This window comes from Halalkalibaculum sp. DA3122 (assembly GCF_043951865.1).
Classification (GTDB): domain Bacteria; phylum Bacteroidota; class Rhodothermia; order Balneolales; family Balneolaceae; genus JAMQKA01.
The window spans coordinates 1-26,598 of the sequence record NZ_JBINJF010000041.1 but is presented as its reverse complement, the minus strand read 5'-3'; the positions used below and the strand labels follow the sequence as shown (position 1 = coordinate 26,598).

The 26,598-nt window shown below is 51.3% G+C and carries 13 protein-coding genes; 1 reads left to right on the top strand and 12 read right to left on the bottom strand.

Annotation, left to right across the window (positions count from 1 at the left end):
• Positions 1-351: 351 nt before the first annotated feature.
• The 6 genes from ACG2F4_RS17650 to ACG2F4_RS17625 form a co-directional block, all read right to left on the bottom strand.
• Entirely contained in the window at positions 352-2,181 is a 1,830-nt protein-coding gene (locus ACG2F4_RS17650; protein ID WP_395262233.1) for a RagB/SusD family nutrient uptake outer membrane protein, read from the bottom strand.
• Positions 2,182-2,200: 19 nt separating this feature from the next.
• The gene (locus tag ACG2F4_RS17645; protein WP_395262232.1) at positions 2,201-5,635 is read right to left on the bottom strand and encodes a SusC/RagA family TonB-linked outer membrane protein; all 3,435 of its coding nucleotides are present in this window, start codon (positions 5,633-5,635) and stop codon (positions 2,201-2,203) included.
• A 92-nt stretch (positions 5,636-5,727) separates the two neighbouring features.
• Positions 5,728-6,810, bottom strand: a complete 1,083-nt coding sequence (locus ACG2F4_RS17640; RefSeq protein ID WP_395262231.1) for a FecR family protein — start codon at positions 6,808-6,810, stop codon at positions 5,728-5,730.
• A gap of 564 nt (positions 6,811-7,374) precedes the next feature.
• Positions 7,375-7,974: an RNA polymerase sigma factor gene (locus tag ACG2F4_RS17635; protein ID WP_395262230.1), complete on the bottom strand. Its 600-nt coding sequence runs from the start codon at positions 7,972-7,974 to the stop codon at positions 7,375-7,377.
• Positions 7,975-8,126: 152 nt separating this feature from the next.
• Positions 8,127-11,789 (bottom strand): FG-GAP-like repeat-containing protein, encoded by a 3,663-nt coding sequence (locus tag ACG2F4_RS17630; RefSeq protein ID WP_395262229.1) that lies wholly within the window; start codon positions 11,787-11,789, stop codon positions 8,127-8,129.
• 107 nt (positions 11,790-11,896) lie between these two features.
• The gene (locus ACG2F4_RS17625) at positions 11,897-13,504 is read right to left on the bottom strand and encodes an FG-GAP repeat domain-containing protein (RefSeq protein ID WP_395262228.1); all 1,608 of its coding nucleotides are present in this window, start codon (positions 13,502-13,504) and stop codon (positions 11,897-11,899) included.
• Positions 13,505-13,678: 174 nt separating this feature from the next.
• Between ACG2F4_RS17625 and ACG2F4_RS17620 the strand changes: the two genes are divergently transcribed.
• Positions 13,679-15,427 (top strand): CRTAC1 family protein, encoded by a 1,749-nt coding sequence (locus ACG2F4_RS17620; protein ID WP_395262226.1) that lies wholly within the window; start codon positions 13,679-13,681, stop codon positions 15,425-15,427.
• A gap of 373 nt (positions 15,428-15,800) precedes the next feature.
• Here the strand turns inward: ACG2F4_RS17620 and ACG2F4_RS17615 are convergent, their stop codons facing one another.
• The 6 genes from ACG2F4_RS17615 to ACG2F4_RS17590 all read right to left on the bottom strand — a co-directional run bounded on the left by ACG2F4_RS17615 (position 15,801) and on the right by ACG2F4_RS17590 (position 26,277).
• On the bottom strand, positions 15,801-16,652 hold the full coding sequence (locus tag ACG2F4_RS17615; protein ID WP_395262224.1) for a hypothetical protein: 852 nt from the start codon (positions 16,650-16,652) through the stop codon (positions 15,801-15,803).
• A gap of 29 nt (positions 16,653-16,681) precedes the next feature.
• Positions 16,682-18,937: a carboxypeptidase-like regulatory domain-containing protein gene (locus tag ACG2F4_RS17610; RefSeq protein ID WP_395262222.1), complete on the bottom strand. Its 2,256-nt coding sequence runs from the start codon at positions 18,935-18,937 to the stop codon at positions 16,682-16,684.
• A 181-nt stretch (positions 18,938-19,118) separates the two neighbouring features.
• Positions 19,119-20,900 (bottom strand): RagB/SusD family nutrient uptake outer membrane protein, encoded by a 1,782-nt coding sequence (locus ACG2F4_RS17605; protein WP_395262221.1) that lies wholly within the window; start codon positions 20,898-20,900, stop codon positions 19,119-19,121.
• Between the two features lie 81 nt (positions 20,901-20,981).
• A complete protein-coding gene (locus tag ACG2F4_RS17600) occupies positions 20,982-24,380 on the bottom strand; it encodes a SusC/RagA family TonB-linked outer membrane protein (RefSeq protein ID WP_395262220.1) in 3,399 nt (1,132 codons plus the stop codon).
• Between the two features lie 88 nt (positions 24,381-24,468).
• Complete coding sequence (locus ACG2F4_RS17595; protein WP_395262219.1) at positions 24,469-25,539, bottom strand: FecR family protein; 1,071 nt, start codon at positions 25,537-25,539, stop codon at positions 24,469-24,471.
• A 138-nt stretch (positions 25,540-25,677) separates the two neighbouring features.
• Entirely contained in the window at positions 25,678-26,277 is a 600-nt protein-coding gene (locus ACG2F4_RS17590; protein ID WP_395262218.1) for an RNA polymerase sigma factor, read from the bottom strand.
• Positions 26,278-26,598 lie beyond the last annotated feature (321 nt).

Below are 26,598 nucleotides of genomic sequence, written 5' to 3'. Positions count from 1 at the left end.
GTCATCCCCTTCACACTCCCGGGTACAGCCATCGCCGAGCCCGCCAGCACACTGTTGCGTAAAAATGTTTTCCTGTTCATATCCCTTTGGTTTTAGTTATTGGTTGAACTCGAAAGCATATCCAATTTTGAGCGCAAAGAAAAGGAGTTCCCGGTTTTCTTTCCACTCAAAATTAATATAGTGTTTTCAGCAGTTCCTGAATAACGGTTGAAGATAAAAAAAGAAGCAGGCTGAAGTTCCAGCCTGCTTCCATAATTTATAACAGCACAGTTGCTGAATATCTCACAAACCAAGTCACGTTCCAGCAATTTACGTGTTTATTCACATGGTTCGCGTGACTACCAGTGTTCTTTAGTTTGTGCTGTACAGTGGATTTTGCACCAGCTGATCATTTCGATTGACCTCTTCGCGGGGGATCGGGTACAGGTACATCTTGTTTTCCCACGCCCGCTGCTGAACCTCGATCAGCTCGATATCCGAGTAGGTGTACTCGTAATAGGGGTCGTTTTCGTTGTGCTCAGCCGTCAGGTAGATACCCAGGGCGTTGTCATCCAGTTCGTCCGGGGCTATCATCCAGCGACGAACGTCAAAGAAGCGATGTTCTTCATACATCAGTTCAATTCGGCGTTCATCCCGGTACTGTTCCATCAGCGCCTGCCCGCTTTCCGTAATGTCCGGCATGCCGGCACGGGATCTGACCTTATTCAGCTCGCGGCGGGCGTCGACATATTCACCCAGTTCGATGGAAGCCTCCGCATAGTTCAGGAGAATCTCCGCATACCGGAAATAGGGCCAGGGAACTTCCTGGATCTCATTCTGGTGATCCACGGCCGGATCCATGAACTTGCGTACGTAATAGCCGGTCGTGGTTCCGTTCCAGTCCTCGATAGGACTACTGCGGGTATCCAGTCCGGGAATGGGATTATCCGGGTTGAGCCGGTTGCCGTTGTCGTCCACGTTGTAGTATTCTAGGAAAGTCTGAATCCGTCCTTCGGGATCCCCCGTTACGTCCGGTGGACGCTGCTGCCAGTCGGCCCCGTCATACATAATGTTGGCGTAGAAGCGGGGATCGCGGTTTTCATACGGTGAGTCGCCATACACCGGGTCTCCGTTTTCAAACTCCTGCCAGTCAAACTCGGAGCCGTCTTCCATGTCAAAGTCATCAACCAGCTTTTGAATCGGAACGTTACCACCCCAGGTGTGATAGCCGTTGGGCCCGTTGTAGAGGCCGTGATCGGCTTCATTGTACTCGTAGGGAAATTCCGAGTTCACGTTGAGACTCATGATTGTTTCGGAGGAGTTGTTGAGATACATCTCCGTGTAGTTGGCCACCGGATCCGGGTTCTGGTCATAAAGCTGGTAGACTCCCAGGTCCATTACCGCTTTGGCTGCATTCTTGGCATCTCGCCACATCTGGGTACGGTTGGCACCGGAGTAGCTGATGTATTCCGGATTGCTGTACCCGCCGGCCCAACTGGGATCGTGATACAGGTCACTTGCCGCGTAAAGCAGCACGCGCGATTTCAGTGCCAGAGCAGCACCCCGGGTGGCTCGTCCCACATCTTCGCCGCTGTACTCGAGCGGCAATCGCGAGGCGGCTTCATCGAGATCGGAAACGATAAAGTTGACAGTCTCCTCCAGTGTGTTTCGCGGAATCAGCATCTCCTCAGTCTGCCCGAGTTCATACACCTGATCCACAAGCGGGACGCCTCCCCACTGGCGGAACGCCATGTAGTAAAAGTAGGCGCGCAGGAAGTAGACCTCGCCGGTCAATCGCTCCTTGAGTGACTCCTCTACGGCGGCATCCTCAATGTTGTTGAGGAAAATATTCGCAGAACGAACATTTTCGTAGATTGCTCCCCATGTCGTATGGCTCAACTCATCATCCGTATAGGTTCCCATGTTGCTGGGACTGATGTTGGACTGTACAACATCGATGGTACCGCGCCCGTGAATGAAATGTGATTCATCGGCGTGAGAGGACATCATGGTCTCCCCGAAGCCCCTTCCCATGCCGACATACAGCTCATTTACGTACGCTTCCGTTAATGCTGGGTCCTGCCAGACATTCTCTTCCGATACCGTATCCAAAGGCTGTTTGTCCAGGATCGAGGTATCGCAAGCCGTCATGGCAAGGAATACAAAACAAACGAGTGTTGATGTATAAATAAATTGCTTCATAATGATCATTTACTTTTGCTTAGAATGATACGGATAAACCGACATTGATAATTCGCTTCTGCGGGTAATACTGACCATTACCGGCGCCGGCTTCGGGATCCATAAACTTGATCTTGCTGAGTGTGGCAAGGTTGAAGCCGTTGGTGTAGACCCGCATGCTCCGCATACCCAGCCTGTCAAGCAGGTCGGTGGGCAGGTTGTATCCAATCTCAACCGTTTTCAGGCGAATGTAGTCGGTCTCTTCCAGGAAGTAGGTATTGGCATTGCTGGCCCAGTACTCATCACCGCGGTTCCACGTGCGTGGATCGGTGGTGCTGGGTCGGTCAGGAGATCCGTCTCCGTCAAGGTCTCCTATCCATCGGTTATCCGCAAAATCGGCACGGAAGTTTCCGATCTCTCCAGATTCGGTCTGCGTGTAGACCACGCCGCCTGTCGCGCCCTGGAAGAACACGATGAAATCGAAGTTTTTGTACGAGGCGGAAAACTCAAGTCCCCCGGTAAACTTCGGAACATCGGTTTTGTCAATCCGCTTACGGTCGTCGGCGGTAATCTCGCCGTCGCCGTTCAGGTCTTTAAAAATCACGTCACCGGGTCGGGCACCATCCCAGTGTGCTGAGTTGTCGATCTCATCCTGGGTTTGATAGATACCGTCTGCTACGTAATAGAGACTGGTAAACATCGGGTGGCCGGTGGACTGCTGCCATTCGGGCGCGCCCGGGGCCTCATCCCAGAACTTGATTTCGTTCAGCGCATAGGTTCCGTTCAGGGTTACATCGTAGAAGAAATCGTTCCCCACCTGGTTGCGGTAGGTGATGGATCCGTCATATCCCCAGCTGCGAACCTCACCGATATTTTCGCGCGGAAGGGTGAGTCCTGATGTCTGCGGAACGGAAGCGTTGCGCCACCAGAGAATGTCTTCGCGGAGGTAGTCGTAGTAGTCGAAGGTCAACGAAATATTGTCGTTGAGCATCGTTGCATCGATACCTACGTCAAGCTGGTTTGCAACCTCCCAAGTAACTTCCGGATTCGGTACCCGAGTCTGGTAAACGGAGGGTTGAATAGATCCGCCGCCCATCACGCGCCCGTCTCCAAAACCGTAAGGCGCGAGATACTGGAAGGGTTCGATACGGTCGTTACCGGTTTGTCCCCAGGAGGCGCGCAGTTTCAACTCATTAATGAAACCGACGTTGTCGGAAAAGAAATCTTCTTCCGAAATTCTCCATCCCGCTGAAAATGCTGGGAAGAATCCAAATCGTCCCTCTTCAGGGAAGATATAGGAACCGTCATAACGGCCGACAAACTCGAACAGGTACTTGTCCTGGTAGTCGTAATTAACTCGCGTAAAGTAGTTCAGTCGCGCACCACTTGAAGCACTTCCGTCATTGTCTTTTTCTGAATCGCCGCCGGCAAACATCTGGTCTACCTGATCGGAGATGTAGTAGCGACGGAATGCATTAAACCAGTTGCTTTTAAAACGGGTCTGCTCGGTACCCAGCAGGAAGCTGGTGGAGTGATCCCCGAAATCGCGCTGATATTCCGCAACAAGATTCAACAGTACGTTGTAGCCTTCACTTGACTCCTGGAAAAGTCGTGGTTCGGGGAATCCGCGGGGGGCTCCCGTCAGGAACTGCTCCGGATCCGCGTTATCACCCGCGTTTTGGTAGGCTCCACTGTCAAACTGGTAGAGTGTCCACGGTGTTTGCCAGTTCTTGACGGACTGAAAGTTCTTGTCGTAGCTCACATTTGCCCGCACGCCCAGGCCTTCAACGCCCGGAATGTCTACATCCAGTCCAAGGTTACTCTGGAAGTAGTATCGCTCGTCGTCAGAGTAGCCCGTTTCCGGGGTGGCTGCTACAACCGGGTTGGTTCCGTTCTCGATATCGGGTCCCGGCAGTCCATTGGGCCATCGGGCCGGCAGGTGTGGCTTCCCGCGCATCGTAAAGCGGAAAATACTGCCCGCTGAACGGTTCGGGAAGTTGCGGTCTTCCAGGCGGCCGGAGACATCGAACCGCAGGCTGATGTTGTCGTTAATCTGCCCGTCGATGTTGCTGCGGAAGTTGTACTGGTTGTAACGGGTGGCGCTGTTTTCATAAAAGCCATCTTCAGTAAGACCTCCGAAAGAGAGGAAATAGCTGACATTTTCACTTCCCCCGGAAACGGACATGTCGGCCTTGGTCTGGTACGACATCGGCTTCAGCACTTCTGCAAACCAGTCGGTATCCGGATATAGCCACGGATCATATTCCGGGTGATCGGGATTTCCATATCTCTGAATCTCATCCTCAGTATAGCTCAACGGGCGACCGCGATAGTGATCGATCTCATTAAGCATGCTCAGGTACTGCTGGGCATCCGCCATCTCCGGAATACGGGTTGGCTGGTTAAACCCCTGGTTGAATTTGAGATTAAACTGAGGTCCGCCTGCAAGGCTGGTTCCACGCTTGGTGGTCACCAGAATAACACCGTTAGCAGCCTGTGAACCGTAGATGGCTGCGGTAGCATCCTTGAGTACACTGATGCTCTCAATATTTTCCGGGTTCAGGCGGTCAAGTCCGCCGGAACGATTCGGAACCCCGTCGATTACGACAAGAGGAGCATTGGTATCGAGTCCGTCACCGCGATCATCATCGAGCGTAGAGTTACCGCGAATGCGAATAGTGGATCCGTCATAGCCGGGTTCTCCACTGCTGTTTACGGTAACAAGCCCTGGAATGCGGCCGCCCAGCGTATTGGAAACATTGCTGGTAGGCACCTTCTCCAGATCTTCGCCGCCAACCGCGCTTACGGAGCCGGTCAAGGTTTCTTTCTCGCGTTCACCGTAACCCACAACTACAAGCTCTTCTCCTGAAACGGTTTGTGGCATGAGCGTCACATCGATGGAGGTGCGGCCGTTGATGGGTACTTCCTGTCGCTGGAACCCGACAAATGAAAAAATCAGGGTATCCTGCAGGGAAGGTACATTCAGTTCCCAGTTGCCGTCGACTCCCGACGTGGTACCGGTGGTAGTCCCCTTCACAATAATATTAACACCGGGGATGGTTTCACCTTCATTGTCGGTAACCTGCCCGCTGACGGTTTCCATATTCTGGTTCTCTTCCTTCTCGGGAACTTCAGCACGAATAATACCAAACAACCTGTTATCCAGTTGTTTGAGGGCCAGCGGATATCCGTGGATCACATTTTGGACCCCTTTCATGATACTGTTTTCAGTCAGCACAACCTCCCGATCGATCCGCTTGGACTCCAGCAGGCGATCTTCATAAAGGAAAACAACATCATACTTCTTTTCGATATCTGCCAGTGCGTCACTGAGTAGTGTCCCCGATTCCACCAGATGTACTTTTTTCTGGTCGTTCAGGGTAAACACATTGTCAATCTTATCCTGTGCAATTGCATCCGGCACGAGCATGCAGAACACAACCAGGACGCTAAAAATAGATTTAAGTATTTTCATAATCCCTGTATTTAGTGCTTTAACATTGTAGTTGTGGTTATAGGTTGTATGTTTGGTCTGTTGCGGTTTTTGATAGAAAACCCCCTTTGTTGTTAATTAAGATTTCCGAAATAGACCTTCCCGTCGGACAGGGAGACCTCCTCGTCCATCACTTCTGAAATGGACTGGGTCAGATACTCCAGATCCTTTAGTTGTATTGTTCCGGTCAGTTTGCGTTCGTAAAGTTCTTCGTCGTTCACCACGACATCCACACCATAGGTATATTCGATTCGGTAGATAAGATATGACAAGGGCGAGCTGTCCAGTATCAGCTTTTGGTCAATCCATGAGGTGTAGATATCAAGATTTTTATGAGAGCTGATGTTGACCTCTTGCGCATCCCTGCTGAATTGAGCCATTTCATTGGGCTGCATGATATACTCTTTCGATTCGGTGTCGCCTCCCTCAGCATCGCTGCTTTTCCGGATCGACACCTTGCCCTCTTCCAGTCCCACGCGGGTGTCTTTTTCACTGGTTGCTACTACAAATCGGGTTCCCATAACTTCTACGACACCGTCATCGGTAATAACGCGGAAGGGAGGCTGGTTGCCCTCTTTCCTGCTGACAATCGTGAAGTAGGCTTCCCCCTCCAGGTACACTTCCGTGAGATTGCCGCGCACCCATCCTGCCGGGTAGGTGATAGCAGAATTGGCGTTCAGGCGTATCGTGGAGCCGTCGGACAATGCAATCGTTTTTTGTTGTTGGAAATCGGTTTCAATGGTCCTCCATTCCAGCTGGGCCTGCTGCTCCGAGTTCGCCTTCTGGTTGGACACGATATTGTAGGATACCACGCCCGCCAGTGCAGCCACCAACATAGCCGCGGCAATTTTAAGGTACCAACTGCCCCGCTGCCGGCGCTGAGCAGAAGAAACTGCATATCTTTTGAGACTGTTTTTCTGGTCTATCCGCTGTTCAAGCTCATCCCATTCCCTGTTCAAATCCAGTTCCTGAGACCCGGTGTTGACGAAATCGATTCCAAGCACCTCTTGCTGCGCACGCCGCGCCAGCTGTTCATTCCTGGCGCTGGCAGAAACCCACCGATCCCATTTTTTCATCTCCTCCGGGGATCCGGACCCTTTGGCCCACCGGATAAACGACAGGTTATTTGTTAATTCTTCTACCGATGAAATCTCCATTATCCAAACCTATTCGGTTATAAAAATTCTTTCTTAAACATAATCAGATAATAAAGAGCACCAGTTGGTTGCTTTGTAATGGATTTTTTTAAAAAAAAGTTGTGACCCGGCAATAACGATGTTAACTGGGCCTGTACAGCAACAGCAGGAGTATTAATTAAGGGAGGAGCGGGGAAACTTTAACCCGGATTATTCACGAAGTAGAACAAATTACGGCTTAAGCCAATGATATTATGATATCCAGCGATAGTACCCGGTAGCTCAAATTTGGGTATCCTCACAAATAGCTGCGGAATTGGGCCGTGCACTTCGTTGAAGTAAACATGAGGTGCTCACTGTACACCTGTACTACTCCGCGGTCATGTTTCCTTCGCCTCGTGCACAACCAAATTTCCTGGTGAATAATCCGGGTTAATGAACGGTAGTGTGGTTGCCAGGCTGGTTTTTGGGCATACAAAAAAACATCCTGGCCACGAAAGAGGGTTACCAAATCGTTTCCAGGAAGCCGTGGTACCAACACCATTAGGAATAAGTTTATGGTAGGGATAAAGTGCAGTAGAAAAGCTACATGATCGCCTCCCAGGAGGAGATAAACGTACGACCTTCCAATTGCTTTTTAAGTGCCTTAACCCCTTTTGACACGTAGTTGCGTGCGGTCTGGTAATTAATCGACATAATTTGCTGGATTTCTTCGTATCCCATGCCGTTAAAATATTTCAGGAAAATCGCCTCCCTGTGCCGGTCGGGAAGTGCATTCAACGCGTTGACAAGGGCCTCGGTCTGCTCCTGATTCTGTTCCCTGCGGATGATCAAATCTTCTTTGGTAAATGATATCGAGCTTGAATACGAAATGATATCCTCAGTACTGACGGTATGAAATTCCCGGTCGATCGCCTTGAATACATCTCTCCGGAGCGAAATCCACAGGTAGGCTTTTACATTCGAGCTGTCTGCCAGGTGCTGCCTGCGGTCCCATATTCTGAAAAAAAGCTCCTGGACACAATCTTTAGCCAGGAACCTGTCTCCGCTCAACCGGTAGGCATACAGGTACAGGTCATGGTAATGGCGTTCGAACAGCTGTTTTAACGCTGCTCGATCTCCACTTTTTAATAATTTCCAGATTTGTACATCCGGCACCAGATCCAGATTATCCGGTCGGTTCATGTAGTACCCTTTCCCTTATTAGCTGCGATGACCACCTGAGACAGGCTGTTATTTTTATCTTAAGTCACTCACTGAAACCACTTCCTGAGAATAAAAAATAAGTGTTAATAATACAAGAATACTCCAGCCGCTTTCTGCCGGAACCGGTAGTTTTAATGGTACCTGATCACATATTTCCTGTTTACTTCCATGGCCTCCACGCGAGTGCTTTTTCCATCGAACCATGTAATCTCAATTCCCGTCACCGGTCCGGCGGACCCCATAACCTGTACTTTGCTGTGCTGGGACCGGTATCCTGTCCCGGCCTGTATTTCGCGCCACGGTCCCCGCGATCCATCTTCGTATAACAGCCGGATTCCAGAACCGACCGCTTCCCGGTTTTCGGGCGGGCCCACAAGTTGTACGCGTATTCCCGGTTTTTCTGACCGGTTTAAAAACAGCTTGGTGCTATCTCCATTTTGGGAGACTGCCAGGTCCGTTTTGCCATCTCCGTCGAAATCCGCCGCTGCCGATCCCCGCTGATCCCCGTAAATTTCCAACCCGCTCTGATGTCCCTTTTTAACATTGAAATTACCCTCTCCATCCCCGAGCAGCATCAGGCCACGTCCTGCATCCGCCCGCGGTATTGTGGGAGGAAACGGGAAAAAATTCTGGCTCAAAAACAGGTCTTCATTCCCGTTGTTGTCAAAGTCGGCCACCACGGCCTGGAATGCGGTGCTGAACTGCGCTTCCAGGGGGAGCGGATGCGGCTCAAAGCCCTGTTCGGTATTCAAAAAGAGAACGTGCTCCACCATATTAACCTCTTTCGATGGAATTCGGCTGAAGTCCTGCCCGAAAATATCGGCCAGTGACGAACGGGCAAACCGCTCGTGCGTGTTGACATAGCGGTAGATAAACGGCAGAGAATCGAACTCGTACAGCTTTTTCCGGGGGACATACCGGCCGGTGGCCGGCTCAACATAGCTGTCTATAATATCCAGCACTCCGTCCATATTAAAATCCTGGTAGTATAGTTTCAATGGCTGTTCATTTTCCAGCTGATAAACGCTGTTTTTACCAATGTTGGTTGCTACGATATCCGGGCGACCGTCATTGTTGAAATCGCCGGTTGTGATGCCGTTCCACCATCCCCGGTAGCCAGCCAGTTTCTGGTCTGAACTGCGGTCGTTAAAGTTGCCCTCCCTGTTTTCAAGGAGCACGATCGAATCCCACTCGCGGGCAAGCAGCAGGTCCGGGTCACCATCCCGGTCATAATCACTGAATACCGCCCCGGAGACCAGCCCGATACCAGACAGCTTGCGCGAGTTAACCTGGTCGAGTATAAACGTGCCGTTTTCGTTGAGGAACAACCTTGATGAAGCGTCCTCGGGATAACGGCCAGGGATAAAGCTACCGCCCACGAACAGGTCTACATCCCCGTCACCGTCGTAGTCGGCGGCGGCTATGGGACCCGTGCTGGAAAGGATCCCGGGAATATCATGCACAACAGAGGCGCTTTTTGCCGGTATCTTCACCTGTAGTGCTGATGGGGTCCCGGGATCGCCCCCCTCAAAATTGGAGTACCCCAGGACAAGCTGGAATTGCCCCTCCTCCCCCCATCCGATGACAGCGGTCTGATCACCCGGGGCTTCCGTCGAGACCCCATCGATTGAAGTGGCGTGAAATTCCCCGTCTCCCCTGTTGGAATAGATCCCGATCAAGCCTCCTCTTCCGGACGTTACAAACAGGTCGTCATCCCCATCCCGGTCATAATCCAGCCAGGAAACGCCGGGACCCTGTCTACTTAATTTTCGCGGCAGTAGCGGTTGTACCATGAAATCGTCATACGGTGCTTCGTGATGAACATGGTTGATCCGGTCCGATATATCTTCAAACATCGTCTCAAGGTTTTCGGGGTATGTACTGTCAACGTCTTTTTCGGCCTGGTTCACGCCGGGCTGTTCAACTTCGTATATCCTGTTTGCCCGGAGATTGTCGACTGTACTCTTTTTGCCGTCAGGCCAGCGGATGACAAGCTGGTGGTCCGGGTTATCTTTATCAGCGGCAAACCAAACTGTCTTTTGGGATCCCGATACGTAGTCGCCCCCGGAGGTCACCTCTTTTTGCTGGGGAACGGGGCCGCCGCGCAGCTCAACTTTGGCCCCTACTCCCGCGGTATTGGGTTCAAGTCCGATGAGCTGCACGGCGATCCGCGGGGCATTGGACCGGTTTTCGTAGAGCGAAGCCCCCTGGTTCAGCCGGTTTATCACCAGATCGGGATCTCCGTCGTTATCGAGGTCGGCCACGGCCATTCCCAGCGATATATCCTGATCCGTAAATCCCCATTCGGCACTCTTGTCGGTAAAAGTCAAGTCCCCGTTATTCCTGATCATCTTGTTCGGCAGGTTCAATACCGGGTATTTCAGCAGGTCACCCGAACCCGGTTTCATTTGATCCCGCCGCTGCATCTCAATCTGGGTGTCCATATCCTGGTAGTCATTCCCGTTCCCGGTCGTAATCAGCAGGTCCTCGTACCCGTCGAGATCGATATCCAAAAATTTGGTGGCCCACGACCATTCTGTTGCCTCCAGGTCACCCAGGTATGAAATCTCGGCAAACGTGTGGTCGCCCCGGTTCAGGTACAGCGAGTTCCGATTGTATTGCGGGCGGCCATCAATGGGATCGAGATAATCGGAGATCTGCCGCATCCTGTGCTCGTGATCAGCACTTAACATTTCGGTAACGAATATATCGGTCCGCCCGTCCCGGTTAATGTCTGAAAAGTCGACCCCCATGGAAGAGAAGCTCATGCTGCGAATGGCATTCCTGCGAATTCCTTTAAACGTTCCGTCGCCCTGGTTTATCCAGATGCGGTCCGGGGTCCAAAAGTCGTTGGCCACATACAGGTCGGGGTGGTGATCACCGTTGATATCGTAAAATTTTGCCGTTAACCCCCAGTCACGGGACAATCCTTTTCCCTCCCCGTCATAATTGATGAACCGCTGGTTCAGGTTTTCGGCCTTTTGGAAATATCCCTTCCCATCGTTGAGGTACAGCTCATCCTCCTCTCCATATTCGTTGCGGTAGGATTGACCCTCCGTTTCAATAATCCCGAAATACTCATCGTAGGGTGGAAGTACTACCAGGGAATCGCCCCTTTTTTCCACGGTGTTTTGGAGTGCCAGCTCGTCAGCAGTAAAGATATCCCGGGCGGTTTTCAACTTGTAGTTGGTGATATAGAGATCCAGGTCCCCATCCCCGTCAATATCCGCCATCGCCATTGTGTTGCTTCCTTTTGAAGGCCCAAGCCCGCTGTTTTCCCGCCGTTCAAAATACCCCTTCCCATCGTTGATATAGAGTTCATTCCGTTTTGAGAGAGAAGTTGCCAACAGATCCTGGTCCCCGTCTCCATCCACATCCTCAAACAGGACGCCCGAAGTGTTGTATCCTTCGAGCGCCACGCCCGACTCGTCCGTAATATCGCTGAACTGGAGTCCTCCCAAATTTTTATACAGTTTATTGGGGCCGTTCAGCTGCCCAAAATAGAGGTCGACAAGCCCGTCGTCGTCTACATCCGCGGCGGCCACTCCCGATCCGTTGAGATAGTTCCTGTTTTCCAGCACATCCTGGTCCGACACCCGGTTGATGAACTCAATATTTGTCGACGACGGGTTAAGCTGACGAAACCCGGTGCCGCCCCAAAATCCCGGTGAAAGTTCCGCCCAGCGATAGTCCTCTTCCTGGTGCCACTGCAGGTCGCTGTCCGGTGAGCATCCCGCCCAAACCCCGACAACTATTAAAAACAGGGATAATGTTTTAATACAGGTTCGATTCACGTTTGATAAATTGATTGCAAACAATTGGTTAGCTTTATTTCCGTGATAGAATCATATCCTTAGTTATACAGCCGGCCCCGGGTCTTCACTGCCGGAAGATGACAACTTCATTCCGCCCCGTGCGATTGATTTTCCAACACCAAAAAACAGGGTCCCCCTCTCCACTGCTCCGAATTTCGGCTGGTATTTGCGAAGGGGCCTTCCGGGAAGCTGCCCAACACAATATCCGGCCTTCCGTTGCCGGTCCAATCTGCTACATCCATCGTCAGCCATCTTCCCGCACCGGCCGCCGGGTGATGGTATGGGATAAAAGACAGATCTCCCTGATTCTCGAAATAAATAAAGCCCTCTTCCGGACTATTCGTATAATCGGCAAAATAGGAAATTACGGCGATATCCAGCCGGCCGTTACCATTGAAATCCCGGGCTTTTGCATTGTATGCACCGTTTACCGGGTAGAACCACGCCTCTGTGAATTCGCCGCGGCCATCATTCAAATAAATATAGACGCCGTGATACGGCTTCAGCGTCTGGGAAAAGTCGGCATTATCTCCACTGGTATACAGGATATCCGGGTTTCCATCCTGATTGAAATCATGGACTTCAAACGAACTGGACCCGGCGGTAACCTCGAACCGGAGCAATGTCTGCCTGTGGAACTCCCCTGCTCCCCTGTTTTCAAAAAGATATATCGCCTGTTCAGTTTGGGTACAGAGTGCCAAGATATCCCGGTGGCCATTCCGGGTATAATCCATTACATGCGACTGAATGCAGCCCGGCCGGTCGATCAGTATCTTTTTTTCGTGTTGGACCTTGTTCCCAATATTGTCCATCCAAAACAGGTTTCCGGCACGGTGCCCGAACTCGTTGACCAGCAGGTCGTCTGATCCATCTCCATCCAGGTCCGCAAGCTGACTTTCCACAGGGCGGGCTATACGATCCCAGAGAACGGAATCCACCTGCATGACCTGATCTTCGGCATCATAACGTGCGTACAGCACCGACCCATATGGGGCATCACCCGGGTACAGGTTTCCGATCAGGGTAATTAAGATCTTGCGTGGTCCCGGCTTCATAGTATCGCCGAGAATCTTAATATGGGAGACCGGCGAATCGGTGTCGTAAAGCTCCACCTCCTCCAGCTCTTGATTGAAAATCAATATCCTACTTTCATTAGCTTCTCCAATGAATAACACCCGGTTCCCAGGATCAAATGCAACTGCAGTAACCGCCGGGAAGTCTGGCGGCATCATACGCGGCGTACGGGATCTGAAGTAAAGTGAGTCGACCGTTATCCGGGGTTTCGCTTCGTTCCTTGCTAATTTGCGAGGGGCAGCAGACAGGTAAAAAGCACGAATTTTTTGCCACTCTTCCTCACTAACCCTGGGTTCCGCCGGATACACGCTGTCAGGGATGTAGGGATTTTTTTGCGGGTCACGTGAACCACTGCTCGTCGAGGGATCATCGATTCCCAGAAAGGGAGCCATTGCCCCCAGCGTCTCAAAACGCCAGGTTTGCCAGGGCAACAGCCCGGGACTCGGGTACTTGTGGCAGCTGCTGCAGTGTATCTCGGACAACCGTCTCCCTTCCGGTATATCGGGGTCAGGACCGGTATCGGCAGCAGACTGTTGTTTCTTATTCTCGAATGGTCCGGGAACGAGCAGCAGCTGAAACAAGAGCGCCGTTACCAGCAGCACCGCAGAAACCGTTATCATAAACTTCAATTCCCTGCCCATATTAAATGTTCCGTAATTGTATTCCCGGCACCGGGTTCTGGCGATTCAGCCTGCCTGTTCAAAAAATTGAACCAACCAGTGGTTTCGAAAAACTTTTTTCTTCATTTTACCTACAATTGCCAACATCAACAAGTGCAATATCCACATCTGCCTATGTCCGGCTCAACAAAAAATATTCAGGGCGCCCGCCTGAGATTATTATATATCGCCATTGGCGGCCTGGCTGTTATTCTGCTTGCGGGCATTGGCTATTATTCCGGTTTCTACAAAATGGAATTTCTTTCGGGTCCCAACATTGAACTGGTTGACGTAACAAAACGGGCCGGACTCGATTCCTACAGGCGAGCCCCGATTTACGGGGCCAATCCCAGCTACCTGGAAGTAATGGGCGGAGGAGTAGCCGTGGCCGATATTGACAACAACGGCTGGGAGGATCTCTTCTTTACGGGTATGCCCTCTTTTGATCCGAATTATCCACAACCATACTCACAATCGGCCCTTTACCTGAACCGGAGAGACGGAACATTTGAAAACCGAACCGCAGAAGCGGGACTAAATAATATCCGCGGCTACCCGATGGGGGCGCTCTTCTTTGATTTTGACAATGACGGCAGCCAGGACCTTTATATTGCTGCATACAACGGCGGACAGCTTTTCAAGAATCACGGGGGAACTTTTACCGATATTACAGCCTCGGCGGGCGTTGCATTGGACGGACTTTGCGGAGCCCTCCCCTGCCTTGCAGCTGCCGCATCTGCCGGAGATTATAACCGGGACGGGCACGTGGATCTTCTGGTAATTAACAATGTTGACTGGGATATTAACAGTCCTGCGCACTACGGGAGGGGGGCGCTCATCCCGGTGGATTATAACGGGCAGTCCTCCGTGCTTTTCCGAAACAACGGGGATGGCACGTTTACCAACGTAACAGATGAGACCGGCATAACAAACCGTGATGAAACCGGTTACCGTGAGAATGGAAAGGGCCTTTCTTCCATCTGGTCTGACTTTAACAACGACGGGTGGCCCGATATCTATATCACGAATGATATGTCGCCCAACAGGTTGTACCTGAACAACGGCGAGGGGACCTTCCTTGAAATAGGCAAGGCGGGGTTTGTCGATGAGTACAAAAGCAGCATGGGAGTGGATGCCGCCGATTTTAACCACAGCGGATACATGGACCTGGTTATGACCAACCTGGCGCCCCAGATGACCACCCTGTTCAGGAATTATGGAAATCTTCGGTTCGATCTTGCCACTTTCTACACCGGCATAATACCGAGCGCCCGCTCTTCTGGCTGGGGTATCACATTTGTTGACCTTGACCTGGACGGGCACCTGGACCTGGCGATGGCAGGCGGGCCTATCTGGGATCAATATGAGGAGGCGGAAAACCTCTTTTTTAAAAATACCGGCAATAGGGGATTTGAAGATGTTACGGAGAGCGTCGTACAGTTTCCAAATAACCAGCTCACCCGCGGGCTGGCTGTGATCGATATGGATCGCTCGGGGACACCGGATCTCATCTTTTCCAATATTGACGGGGCTGCCCCGCAGCTGCTTCTGAACCAGACTGCTGGAAACAACTGGATCAAAATTGATCTTGAAGGGACGGTTTCCAACCGGGATGCGATCGGTGCCCGTGTTTCTATTGAGCGAAAAGATGGATTAACCCAACATCAAATTGTCTCGGCGGGCAACTCCTACCTGAGTTCGGGCAGCAAATCACTGTTCTTTGGGCTGGGGAGATCAGTCATTAAAAAACTTTCCATCCAATGGCCTTCGGGGCGGACCGATACGCTGAAGGGGCCAGAACTTAATCTGAATGAAATTCTGCATATCCGCGAAGGCCGAAGTACCAACGACCCAACGGAGGTCACTGCCCATTTCAAACCCTGAGTGGTACTCTGTTGCCATAGCAATTTTACTGAACCCCGCATTTTTGAGCCTGGGTCAACCACTCAAAATGAACACAAGCAAGGATGATTAGGAAGACCCTACGGGGAAGAGCGTGACTTTTGTGAACGTCCTAACCCGGGTTTCTCACGAGTATTTTGGATAAAATCATGTAACTTCATGGATGACCATAACTTATCCCATTTTTTACTGCCAAATCATCATTACAGTTCGTAACAGGCTGCGAAATGGGCCTTTCAGCTGCGTTGAAGGACAAATCACCTGTTCAATGTACCAACGTACGCCTGCGCGGCCCTTTGCCCTTCGCCTTGTTAAAAAAATTCTTGGTGAAATCCGGGCTAAGTGTCAACGAGATCTACGAAGGGCAAGGCACCTGAAACAGCCCCCGATCTCCTTCACTGTTCACATAGGGAAAGGTTTTACTGAGAATTCCTCCAAAATATCCGACCCCGTTTTCAATATTGGATACCCCTTCAGGTAAAGCGATCGTATGGCGGTCAAGGGAAAGAAAATCCACCCATTCAGGACCGCCCGAGGCCACAAACACATTCCGCTCGGTCACGGTAATGCCACAATACATTTCACGGATCATAGAGCGCCCGAAATCGGGATTAATCGAAACCCGGTAGGTTGACGGCGGAATAAAGACACTCTGTTGCAGAAAGGGAAACGAAACCTCAACTGTTTTCCCGGTTTCATCGTAGAGTATGCGGTAGACCACCTGCACATCAGCCAGCCGTTCAACTTGCCGAATAGTCAGGATATCGGCTCCGAATTCAGGTTCACTAAATTGCGGGACCGGGAAATCCTGCGGGAGCGTAACTTCTGCGTAGCTGTTGCGGCCAGCGGAGTCGGTTACCGAAATCCGGTATCTCTCTCCGGGCAGAATCTGCATGGTCGACCAGAAAATATAGGCGTACCGATTGCCCGCATATCGAAAAAGTGAATCCCTCATGGTACCGAGTTGACCACTTTGCAGGTGTTCAAGCGCCACCACGGGGACCGGCAGTCCGGGGGACAGGCCTATAGTTTCTCGAACCGGCATCACCCGTACCCACTGGGTGTCGGCCGATACATCCAGGTACCCGTTGATGGAAAAGAAATGTCGCTCATTTTCCCGAACCGGCTCAAAAGGCTGTTCACAGGATGAACCAACCACCCACAAACTGCATAGAAAAAGCGCAACGAACCCGAAACTACTGGTCATATTTCGTGTAAATTTGCGGAGTGGGATCATCAGCGGTACCCGAGTTTTATAGAAAGATAGGGAGCCAGGGGCAGCTGATCTACCCGCCGGTGAGTGTAAACATCATAATAGAAAAGGTTGTTGTTGTCATACAGGTTTACTGCCCCGATCTGCAGTGCCAGGCTGGCGGTTTTAAATCTGAACGAGCGTTCTAGCGAAATATCCAACCGGTGATAGGCCGGGGTCCTACCCTGGTACGGCTTTTCGAGAATGACACGCGAGGTGCCGAATGCCCGTTTCAGATCCGGGAGCCGCTCGTTATAGAAAAATATTTCGTCAAACCCGATCGGTCGCGTAAACGGCACCCCGGTGCCAAACTCCCAGCGAAATGCAAACTCGTACGCTCCAAGCGACATGCTCATCAATCCATTGAGTTTGTGCCGGCGATCATGCGGGGGATGATAGTGCTGGACCGGTTCTCCAAACCAGATGCTGAAATGATCTTGCGCGGACTGGTACTCCGTCCATGTATATCCATAGCCCAGGAATCCATACCACTTGTGATAATTTAATTCAAGGCGGATATCACTACCGTAGATGCGCCCGTTGGCCAGGCCCAGATCGGTCGTGAATTCCGCCAGCGTGCTCCAGATTGCCACCGGGATGTTTCGCAACCATTTATGATACGCTTCCACCGTAAAATGAATACCCCGACCCAGCGCCTGGTTCCACCCCATCAGCGCATGGATGGATTCTTTTTTAGCTGTTCCAACCGGGGCGGGCATCCAAGCGGTAAAAACAGAACTGGCGTCTCTGGTATCGCTAAGTCCCACAAGCGACTGCGTATAGCGGCCTAACGCCAAATTCAACGCGGCATCCTCCCTATTGCGCGGCTGCCAGGTAACTCTGAAGCGGGGTTGCAACCCTGTCTTATAATTTTCCCGGTAGAGTGTAAAAACTGTTCCCGGGTACAGCCGTAACTGTCGACCCACAGGTATGGTGGCTTCCAAGTAGCCTCCTCCGTTCAACAGATGAGCAGCCGCCAGCTGGGGCACCTGAAACTGGTCCCTGAAATCGTACTTCAGCGACTGAATGTGTACAAAAAGTCCATAGTTGAATCTTGTCTGCCGGATATACCGCGTGATGTTGGCATCCAGGTTAAACCGTGTAATCCATGAAAATCTTTCCGGGTCACCGCGGCTGCCCACCGCATTTGACACGTGAGAAAAACCGGTGTTCAGGTCAAACAGCAGGTCGGTGTCAACCGGCAACACAACACACCGACCCCCCAGCAGAAAATTTTTCCACTGGGTCACTTCCGTACCTTCGATATCCAGCTGGCCGCGGTCGAGCGTCCGGAGCGCCAGGGCGGAACAGCGGGAGTCCTGCTCTCCAAAGTGACTTATTTTAAGATACTGGCTTTCAAAATGGACCGGCTGTTTTTCATTGAGCAGCCAGGGACTGGTTTGCTCAACAAGAGAGCGTCGTGCCGAGGCGATGAAGGAGGATTTTTCTTTTTTAACAGGGCCTTCAGCCGCGAGTTCTCCCAGAAACGGGCTCAGACTGACCGCTCCCTTCGGCTGGTAACGATCGCCGTCCCTCATCTTCACGTCCAGCACCGAGGAGAGCCGCCCGCTGTAGCGCGGCCCGAATCCCCCCGCATAAAAATTGACTTCACTGACCAGGTCCGACGGAAATACCGAAAAAAAGCCCAGAATATGAAAAGGCTGAAAGATCAATGTTCCGTCGACCAGTACCATGTTTTCGGTGGGTGTACCACCGCGAATATAAAACTGTCCGCCCCTGTCTCCTGTCGATACAACACCCGGCAAAACCTGGAGGTAGCTGGCAAGATCACCCGTACCCGAGGGAGACGGAACCCGCTGGATCTCCACCGACGATATTTCCTGCCGGCCCGCCTCCAGCCGGGCTGCTCCCCGCAGTGGCGATACGACAAGCTCACTGAGCTGTTCTTCATCCGGTTCCAGGGCTACGCTGACCGTCCGTATCTCTTCTCGTTCCAGTGTCAGTGTATCCTTGAATGTCGTATATCCCACGAAGCTGACCTGGAAGAGGTACAAACCGGGCTGCACATTCGTAATCTGATAAAATCCGTTGTTGTCGGTGGCCATCCCGCGGCGAATCTCCTGCTCGCCTCCCGGTTTTTGAAGGACTACGTTGGCTCCTTCCAGTGGGCGTGCCGAGGCGCGGTCTGTCACTATTCCCTGCACCAACGAAGACTGCGCAGCCGATTGAATGGGAGCGGCAGCAAAACCGGTCAGTACACCGAGGAATAGGTGTAGCAAGGTGCTATGAATCTCTAAACGGGAATACATTATGTTATCGTTAGCGAAATTCGCCCGCCTGACGTGAGATAACCTCACGAATCTCTGCTCATGCTTCCTCAAACGGTGGTAAAAAAGAAGCAGGTCCAACGCCATCGGACCTGCTTCACAATTATGAACTGCTTTTCAGCATTTTACGGGATTAATATCCCGGGTTCTGCACCAGCTGGTCGTTTCGATTGATCTCGTCAAACGGGATCGGTGCAAAATAGTGGCTGTCATCCCACGCCCTGTCTTGCACGTGCAGGGTGGGATCATAGGTGTAATTGGAATATGTGCTGCGATCCCTGGGATCGGTCGCTTCCGCAGTTATCAGGATACCACGGGCGTCTTCATACTTGGTGGGAGCGGTTTTCCACCTCCGGATATCGAACAGCCGGTGTTCTTCACCAAAAAGCTCCACACGACGTTCATTTTGGTACCGCTCAATCAACGCCTGCCCGCTGTCGGTGATGTCGGGCATGCCCGCCCGTTCCCGAATCATGTTGATGGCATCCCTTGCATTTTGCTCTTCTCCAAGTCCGATGCACGCTTCAGCATAGTTGAGTATCACTTCCCCGTAACGAAAGTAGATCCACGGGGTTTCCTGCCGCTGTTGTGGCGGCAGCGTGGGATCGATAAATTTCCGCAAATAATAGCGGGAATAGCTGCCGTTCCAGTCCTCTATCGGACCGTTTCGGGTATCAACCCCCACAACTTGCGAGTTATCCGGGAGCGTCACCCGTTCAAACGTCTGGATGTTTCCGAACGCGTCATACGGTTCCCTGAAGGAGGGAGGCGTTACCCAGGGAGCCCCGTCAAAAAGGATAGAGGCATAAAGGCGGGGGTCCCGGTTGGCATAGGGATCGGAGGCGTGATCCGGGTTGTTCCAGTCGAACGCAGTGCCGTCAGCCATCTCGTAGGCGTCGACCAGCGACTGCAGCGGGGTGTTACCAGCCCACCCGCGATAACCGTTCGGACCGTTAAACTGGTGGGGCAGGAAGCGATCCTGCCAGTCGCGGCTTCCGAGGAAAAAGCGCGCCATGATTGTCTCTTCATGATCTTCATTTACAATAAAGATCTGCTCATAATTCGTGGCGGGATCACCCTGAACCCGTTCAAAGAGGCTGTAGATTCCCATATTCATTACGGCTTCGGCAGCATCCTTGGCAGCCTGGTAGCGAGCCTCCTGGCTGCCGGAGGTGTACCCCGTCACTTCAGGATTTGAACCGATGGGATCCGCAAACAGGTCGCTGGCCGCATGAATCAGTATTCGCGATTTCAACGCCAGTGCCGCACCCCGGGTCGCCCGACCTAAATCGCGGGCTTCCAGCGGGAGCAGGGCTGCAGCGCGGTCGGCTTCTTCCACCACAAAGTTGACGCTCTCTTCGAAGCTGTTCCGCGGAACCAGCAAATCGTCATCAAGCTCAAAGACTTGCGTAACGATCGGGACACCGCCGTAATTTCGGACGAGATTGTGATAGAAAAAGGCGCGCAAAAAATGCGTCTCCCCTTTCACGTGATCTCTGAACTCCTCGCTGACATTGGCCTCATCGATATTGGCCAGCACAATGTTGGTCTGGCGTATGGCGCTGTACAGATGATCCCACCTGAAGTGCCGGAGATCGCCGCGCCCCCAGGCCCCGATATTACTCGGGCTGGAGATGCCCTGCACAATTTCGATCGTGCCGTACCCGTGGATGAAATGCGTGTCATCCGAGAGTGAGGAAAGCTTGACCTCGTCAAGTCCGTGGTGCATTCTTCTGTAAATATCTGCCAGATACAGGTCAATCAGCGCGGGATCCTCCCAAACGGTGTTGTCAGATATCTGGTCCGTGGGACTGAGATTCAGTACGTCTTCGCTGCACGACCCGAATAAAAACAGGATGCAGAGGACGCCCAGAACCTTAAATCGTATTTGATATATAGTGTGTAGTTTCTTCATCGTATTTCCTTTTATCTTCAATAGTTTTAAGGGAGGTGCCCACCCGAGCTGTTGCGGGATCAGGCGGGCACCGGCAAACCGCTAAAATGACAGCGAGAGTCCCAGGTTAACAACCCTTTTCTGCGGGTAGTATGATCCTGAGGCATTGCGTGCTTCCGGATCCATCCAAAAGTCGCTGAACGTCAAAAGGTTGAACCCGTTTGCATATATCCGCAATCGGTCAAGTCCCAACTGGCTTGTGAACGAAGTGGGAGCATTATACCCGATTTCCAGGTTTTTCAGGCGGACGTAATCCGTATTCAGGTAGAAGTAGGTGTTTTGTTGAGAAATCCAGTATTCCTCTTCACGCTGAAATGCTCTCGGTCCCGAGGCATCCGGATTGTCGGGGGTCCACCGGTTTTCCGCAAACTCCTGGAAGTAGTTCCCAAAATCTCCGGACTGGGTCTGCACCCATTGAGAAGCGCCTGCCGCACCCTGGAAGAATACGACAAAGTCGAAGGACTTGTACTGGCCACTGATGTTTAATCCCCCGTTCCATTTTGGAAGATCGGTTCTCTCCACCCGGATTCGGTCATCTGAATTGATTACACCGTCATCATTCACATCTTCAAAAATAAGATCACCGGGTCGGGCATTATCCCAGTGGGGGTAGTTATCTACTTCCTCCTGGTTGCTGAATACACCGATGACGTTGTACAAAAGCGGAGCTTCCATCATTCTTCCCGTCGACTGTTGCCACTCGGGAGCTCCCGGCGGTTCATCCCAGTACTGGATTTCGTTGGTAGCATAGCCACCATTAAGCGCAACATCGATCAGGAAGTTGGAGCTCAGCTGCTTGCGCCATGAGATGGAGCCATCGAATCCCCAGCTTTTCACTTCACCGATATTCTCCCTCGGGAGTTCAAGGCCAGCTGTCTGCGGAACAGAGGCGTTTCTCCACCACAGGATATCTTCCCTCAGGTAGTTGAAGTAGTCGAATTCTATCGACAACTGGTTGTCAAAGATTGCTGACTCTATGCCGACGTCAAACTGGTTGGCTACCTCCCATGTTACATTTGGATTTGGCGTGCGACCCGGAAAAATACTCTGCATCACCGAGTTGTTGAAGATATATCCCCCGCCAAACGTATAGGTGGAGAGGAACTGCCATTCTTCGATACGGTCATTGCCCGTCTGTCCCCAGGAAGTACGTAGCTTCAGCTCGTCAAAAAAGTCGCCCGTAGCATCCTGGAACCAGTCTTCCTGGCTCAGTCGCCATCCCAGGGAGAAAGAGGGAAAGAAACCGAACCGTTCGCCCTCGGGAAAGATATAGGACCCGTCGTACCGACCGACGAATTCGAAGAGATACTTGCTCTGATAGTTGTAATTCAGGCGGGTAAAATAGTTGAGCCGGGCTTCCTGGTTATTTCGGTCATCAATTACCTGTCGTGAACCGCCCCCAAGATCCTGTTGCTCCTCGCCCCCCACATCAAGTATATCAATCTGGGTAGAGGGGAAGTAGCGGCGGAAGGCCCAGAACCCGGAGTTGTTGGCTTCCTGCCGTTCGGCTCCCAGTAGCACACTGTAGGAGTGATCCCCAATATCCTGCTGATAGGTTCCCACCAAGTTCAGCAATATGCCATCGCCTGTTTCAGACCACTGCTGAAGGTTGGCGTCCTGGTTGGGTACGAGGCTGGAGTTAAAGATCGGCTCCCCGCTGCTGTCCATCCCGTCGGCGATGCCGTCTCCATTCGTGTCAAAGCCCTCAAGAGAATAGAGGGTCCACGGCGTCTGCCACCGTTTACGCTGGAGGAAATCCTTGTCATATGAGGCCGTTCCCTCAAAGGCCAGTCCCTCGACCCCCGGAATTTCGACTTTAAGCCTGACATTGCTTTGGAAATAATAGCGTTCGTCATCGTCATAGCCGGTGGCATCGGTTCCGGTGACTACCGGGTTGGTACCGTTCTCGATGTCAGGTGCAGGCAGACCGTTGGGCCAGAATCCATGTTCGTTCGGTTTGCCGCGCATCAGCATGCGGAAAGTGGCGCCGGCCCCCTCGGTTGGGAAATTGCGATCTTCAAATCGCCCCAGGGCGTCGAAGGAAAGGGTGATACTTTCGGAAAGCTGTCCGTCGATATTGCTACGGAAGCTGTACTCGTTGTAGCGGGTGGCGCTGTTCTCGTAGTATCCATCTTCGGTCAATCCACTGAATGAAAGATAGTATTTTATGGATTCACCGCCTCCCGACACCGACATGTCAGCCCGGGATTGAAATGACATCGGTTTTAGCGCTTCGGCAAACCAGTCGGTATCCGGGCACAGCCACGGGTCCTCCTGGTTTCTGTGGCAGTCGATCTGTTCCTGTGTATAGCGGTCGCCGAGGCCCCGGTAATTATCGATCTCATTCAGCATCGTCATGTAGGTGGCCGCGTCCGCCATCTCGGGAATGCGCGTCGGCTGATTAAATCCCTGGTTCAGATTCAGCGTGAACTGGGGAGCCCCTTCCCGCCCCCGCTTTGTGGTAATAAGGATTACGCCGTTGGCTGCACGCGAACCGTAAATTGCCGCCGAGGCATCTTTCAGTACGCTGATATTTTCAATATCCCGGGGATTCAGCCGGTCCAGGCCTCCCGATCGATCGGGAACCCCGTCAATCACAACCAGGGGCTGGTTGTTGTTCAGGGTATGTTCCCCACGGATACGAATGGTTGCCCCGTCATAGCCGGGCTCCCCGCTGCTGTTTACCGTTACAATGCCCGGCAGCTGGCCGGTCAAGCTGTTGGCCATGTTCGTAACAGGAACTTTTTCCATCCTGGCTCCGGAAACCGAGCTTACAGAGCCGGTCAGAGTTTCCCGTGTCTGTGTGCCGTACCCTACCACCACCAGCTCTTCACCGGAATAGGTTTGGGGAATCAGCGTCACATTTATCTCCGTGCGGCCTTCAATCGGAACTACCTGGGTCTGGAATCCCACGAAAGAAAAAACCAGCGTATCCTGTAGCGAGGGTACCTCCAGCTCCCAGTTGCCGTCCGTGTCGGATGTCGTGCCGATCGTGGTACCGCTAACAAGGATATTCACACCGGGCAGTGATTCCCCGGCATTGTCGGTTACTTGCCCGCTTACAAGCTCTATATATACTTTTTCAGCTTCTGCGAACTCATCCCGAATAATGCCATACAGGCTGTGATCCAGCTGTTTCAGCTTCAGCGGGTATTCCTCGATAATATCCTGCACGCCCTTAATTAAGTTGTCATCCGACAGCATAAATTCACGGTCCACTACTCTGGACTCCAGCAAGCGGCTTTCATAAAGAAAAACAACATTATATTTTTCCTCGATTTCCGCCAGTGCGTCGCTCAGCAATGTCCCCGACTTCACCAGGTGAATATTGGTCCGGCTATTCAGGGTTAATGCATTGTCAAGTTCATCCTGGGCTGACAGATCCGGTACGATCATGCAGATCGCCACCAGGATGGGGAAAATTGATTTTGTTAGTTTCATTGTCCCTATGTTTATAAGTTTTATTATTAAGTTAGATATGGATTTGCCATGGTATTTTTTTGATTTGTGATGATTTTCCCTTTCTTTTTTACCGGTTTTTATTTCCGAAATACACAGTCCCGTCTTTCTGAGTAACGTGGATATCCATTACATCAGAAACGGACTGCACGACATGCGACAGGTCTTTTAATTGTATTGATCCCGTTAATTTCCGGTGATACAGCCGATCGTCGGTAACGGTGACGTTGGTTCCGTATGTCTCTTTTATTCGCTGAACCAGATAACTAAAAGGTGAGCTGTCGAGCACCAACTTGTGGTCGGTCCAAGAAGTGAACACTTCTATATTTGATATTGCTGAAATGCTGACGTGTGCGTCTTGCTTGTGTAAAACAGCAAGTTCATTGGGTTTTACCTCGTAGGCGACTGCGGGGGGCTCGCCGTCCAGATTTCTTGTGACGGTAATGGCCCCTTCTTCAAGTGCTACAGCCGTATTGTTTTCATCCGTCTTAACAACAAACCTGGTGCCCGTTACATAAATGGTACCATCGGTCGTTGTGACTTTAAACGGTATGGTATCCGCAGAATTTCGATCCGGGATGGAGAAATAGGCTTCTCCTTCCAGAAAAAGCTCTGCACTCCTTGTACGCATCCAGCAAGAAGGAAACGTAACAGAAGAATTGGCGTTAAGAATGATGGTGGAGCCATCAGAAAAAGCAACTGTTTTAAGCTGACGGTATGGAGTTTCTACCGTTGTCCATTCGGTTTCAGCCTGTACGGCCGGGAGATTCTCCGACCCGGTAAAAAGCGGAAACGGTCCGACGTCCGCTGCCAAAATGACAACCGAAGCCGATGCTGTTGTTTTTAAGATCCGGTTATACTTTTTCGGTGCAACCGGTGCCGATTTGGATGAAAGAATGCTGCCGGTAATCCTCTGGTCGAGCTCCGACCACTCCAGTTCCAGGTCAAAAACCGACCGGGTGACAAAGTTTATCCCCAACACTTTTTGCTGTGCTTTCCGAGCCCGGCAGCGGTTTTCAGGCACTTCGCCGAGCCATGCATCCCATTTCTTTATCTCTTCCGGTCGGGCTGTTCCCTTCACCCAGCGGATAAAAGAGATATCCTGGGTTAATTCATCTATGGACAAGCTGTTATTACCCATTAACTCCCCCTCTCTGAAACCACCAAGGTTATTGACAACTTCAGTCACTATACTAGTAAAGAGCGGTTAGGAAAGAGCTTGTAATCGCTATTTACAAAAAAAATATTCTTAGCTACACGCCATACCCGTAATTTCGGCCTATATAGCTTCCTTGATTGAGGATACGAATATTTTACCCTCAAATTCTTTTTTTAAGGCTTTCACGCCGTGATAGATATAGTTTCGTGCTGTTTGATAGTTAACCGACATCACCTGCTGTATTTCGCTGTAGCTTAAGCCGTTGAAATATTTTAAAAAAATAGCTTCTCTGTGCCGGTCAGGCAGATTGTTCAGAGCTCGAAGGAGAGCCTCTTTCTGCTCTTCTTTTTTTTCTTTTTGAATGATAAAATCTTCATGTGTGAACGATAACAGTTCAGGGTATGAAATAATATCTTCGCTGTGTATCGTTTTGTCATCCCTGCTGATCGCTTTAAAAACATCTCTTCTCAACGAAACCCATAGATACGCCTTCACGGATGAAATATCGGAAAGATGCTCCTTCCGGTCCCAAACCCGATAAAAAAGCTCCTGTACGCAATCCTTTGAGAGGGCTTTGTCACGACTTATCTTGTAGGCATAGCTGTACAGGTCATTGTAGTATTTATCAAATAACGTTTTAAGAGCTTTCCGATTTCCTTCTTTTAGCAGTTGCCAAATTTCGGAATCCGGCAGCGAATCAAATTTGTCGCAATGATCCATAAAGTTTCCTTCCCCTTTCTTTGACGTGAACCCCTGTAGTAAAAAATTACATAAAGATAGGCAGGCGTTCTATTTACAAGATAGAATTTTTCACTCTTTATGCAACTTTTTTGAAAACTTTACAATAAATGGCGTACCCGGAACAAAAAAAACAGGCGGTACCCGTTTAAGAGACCGCCTGTTAAAGCATCCGCGAATTTTGAGGGACTATAATACTTCAGTCTCGCCGGGCACGGGCACCGGGTATGTTCCATCGGGTCCCGGCACGACGGGCGGGGTCTCCTCCCAGCCGTATTTTTCGGGCATCAGGCTTTTCTGGGA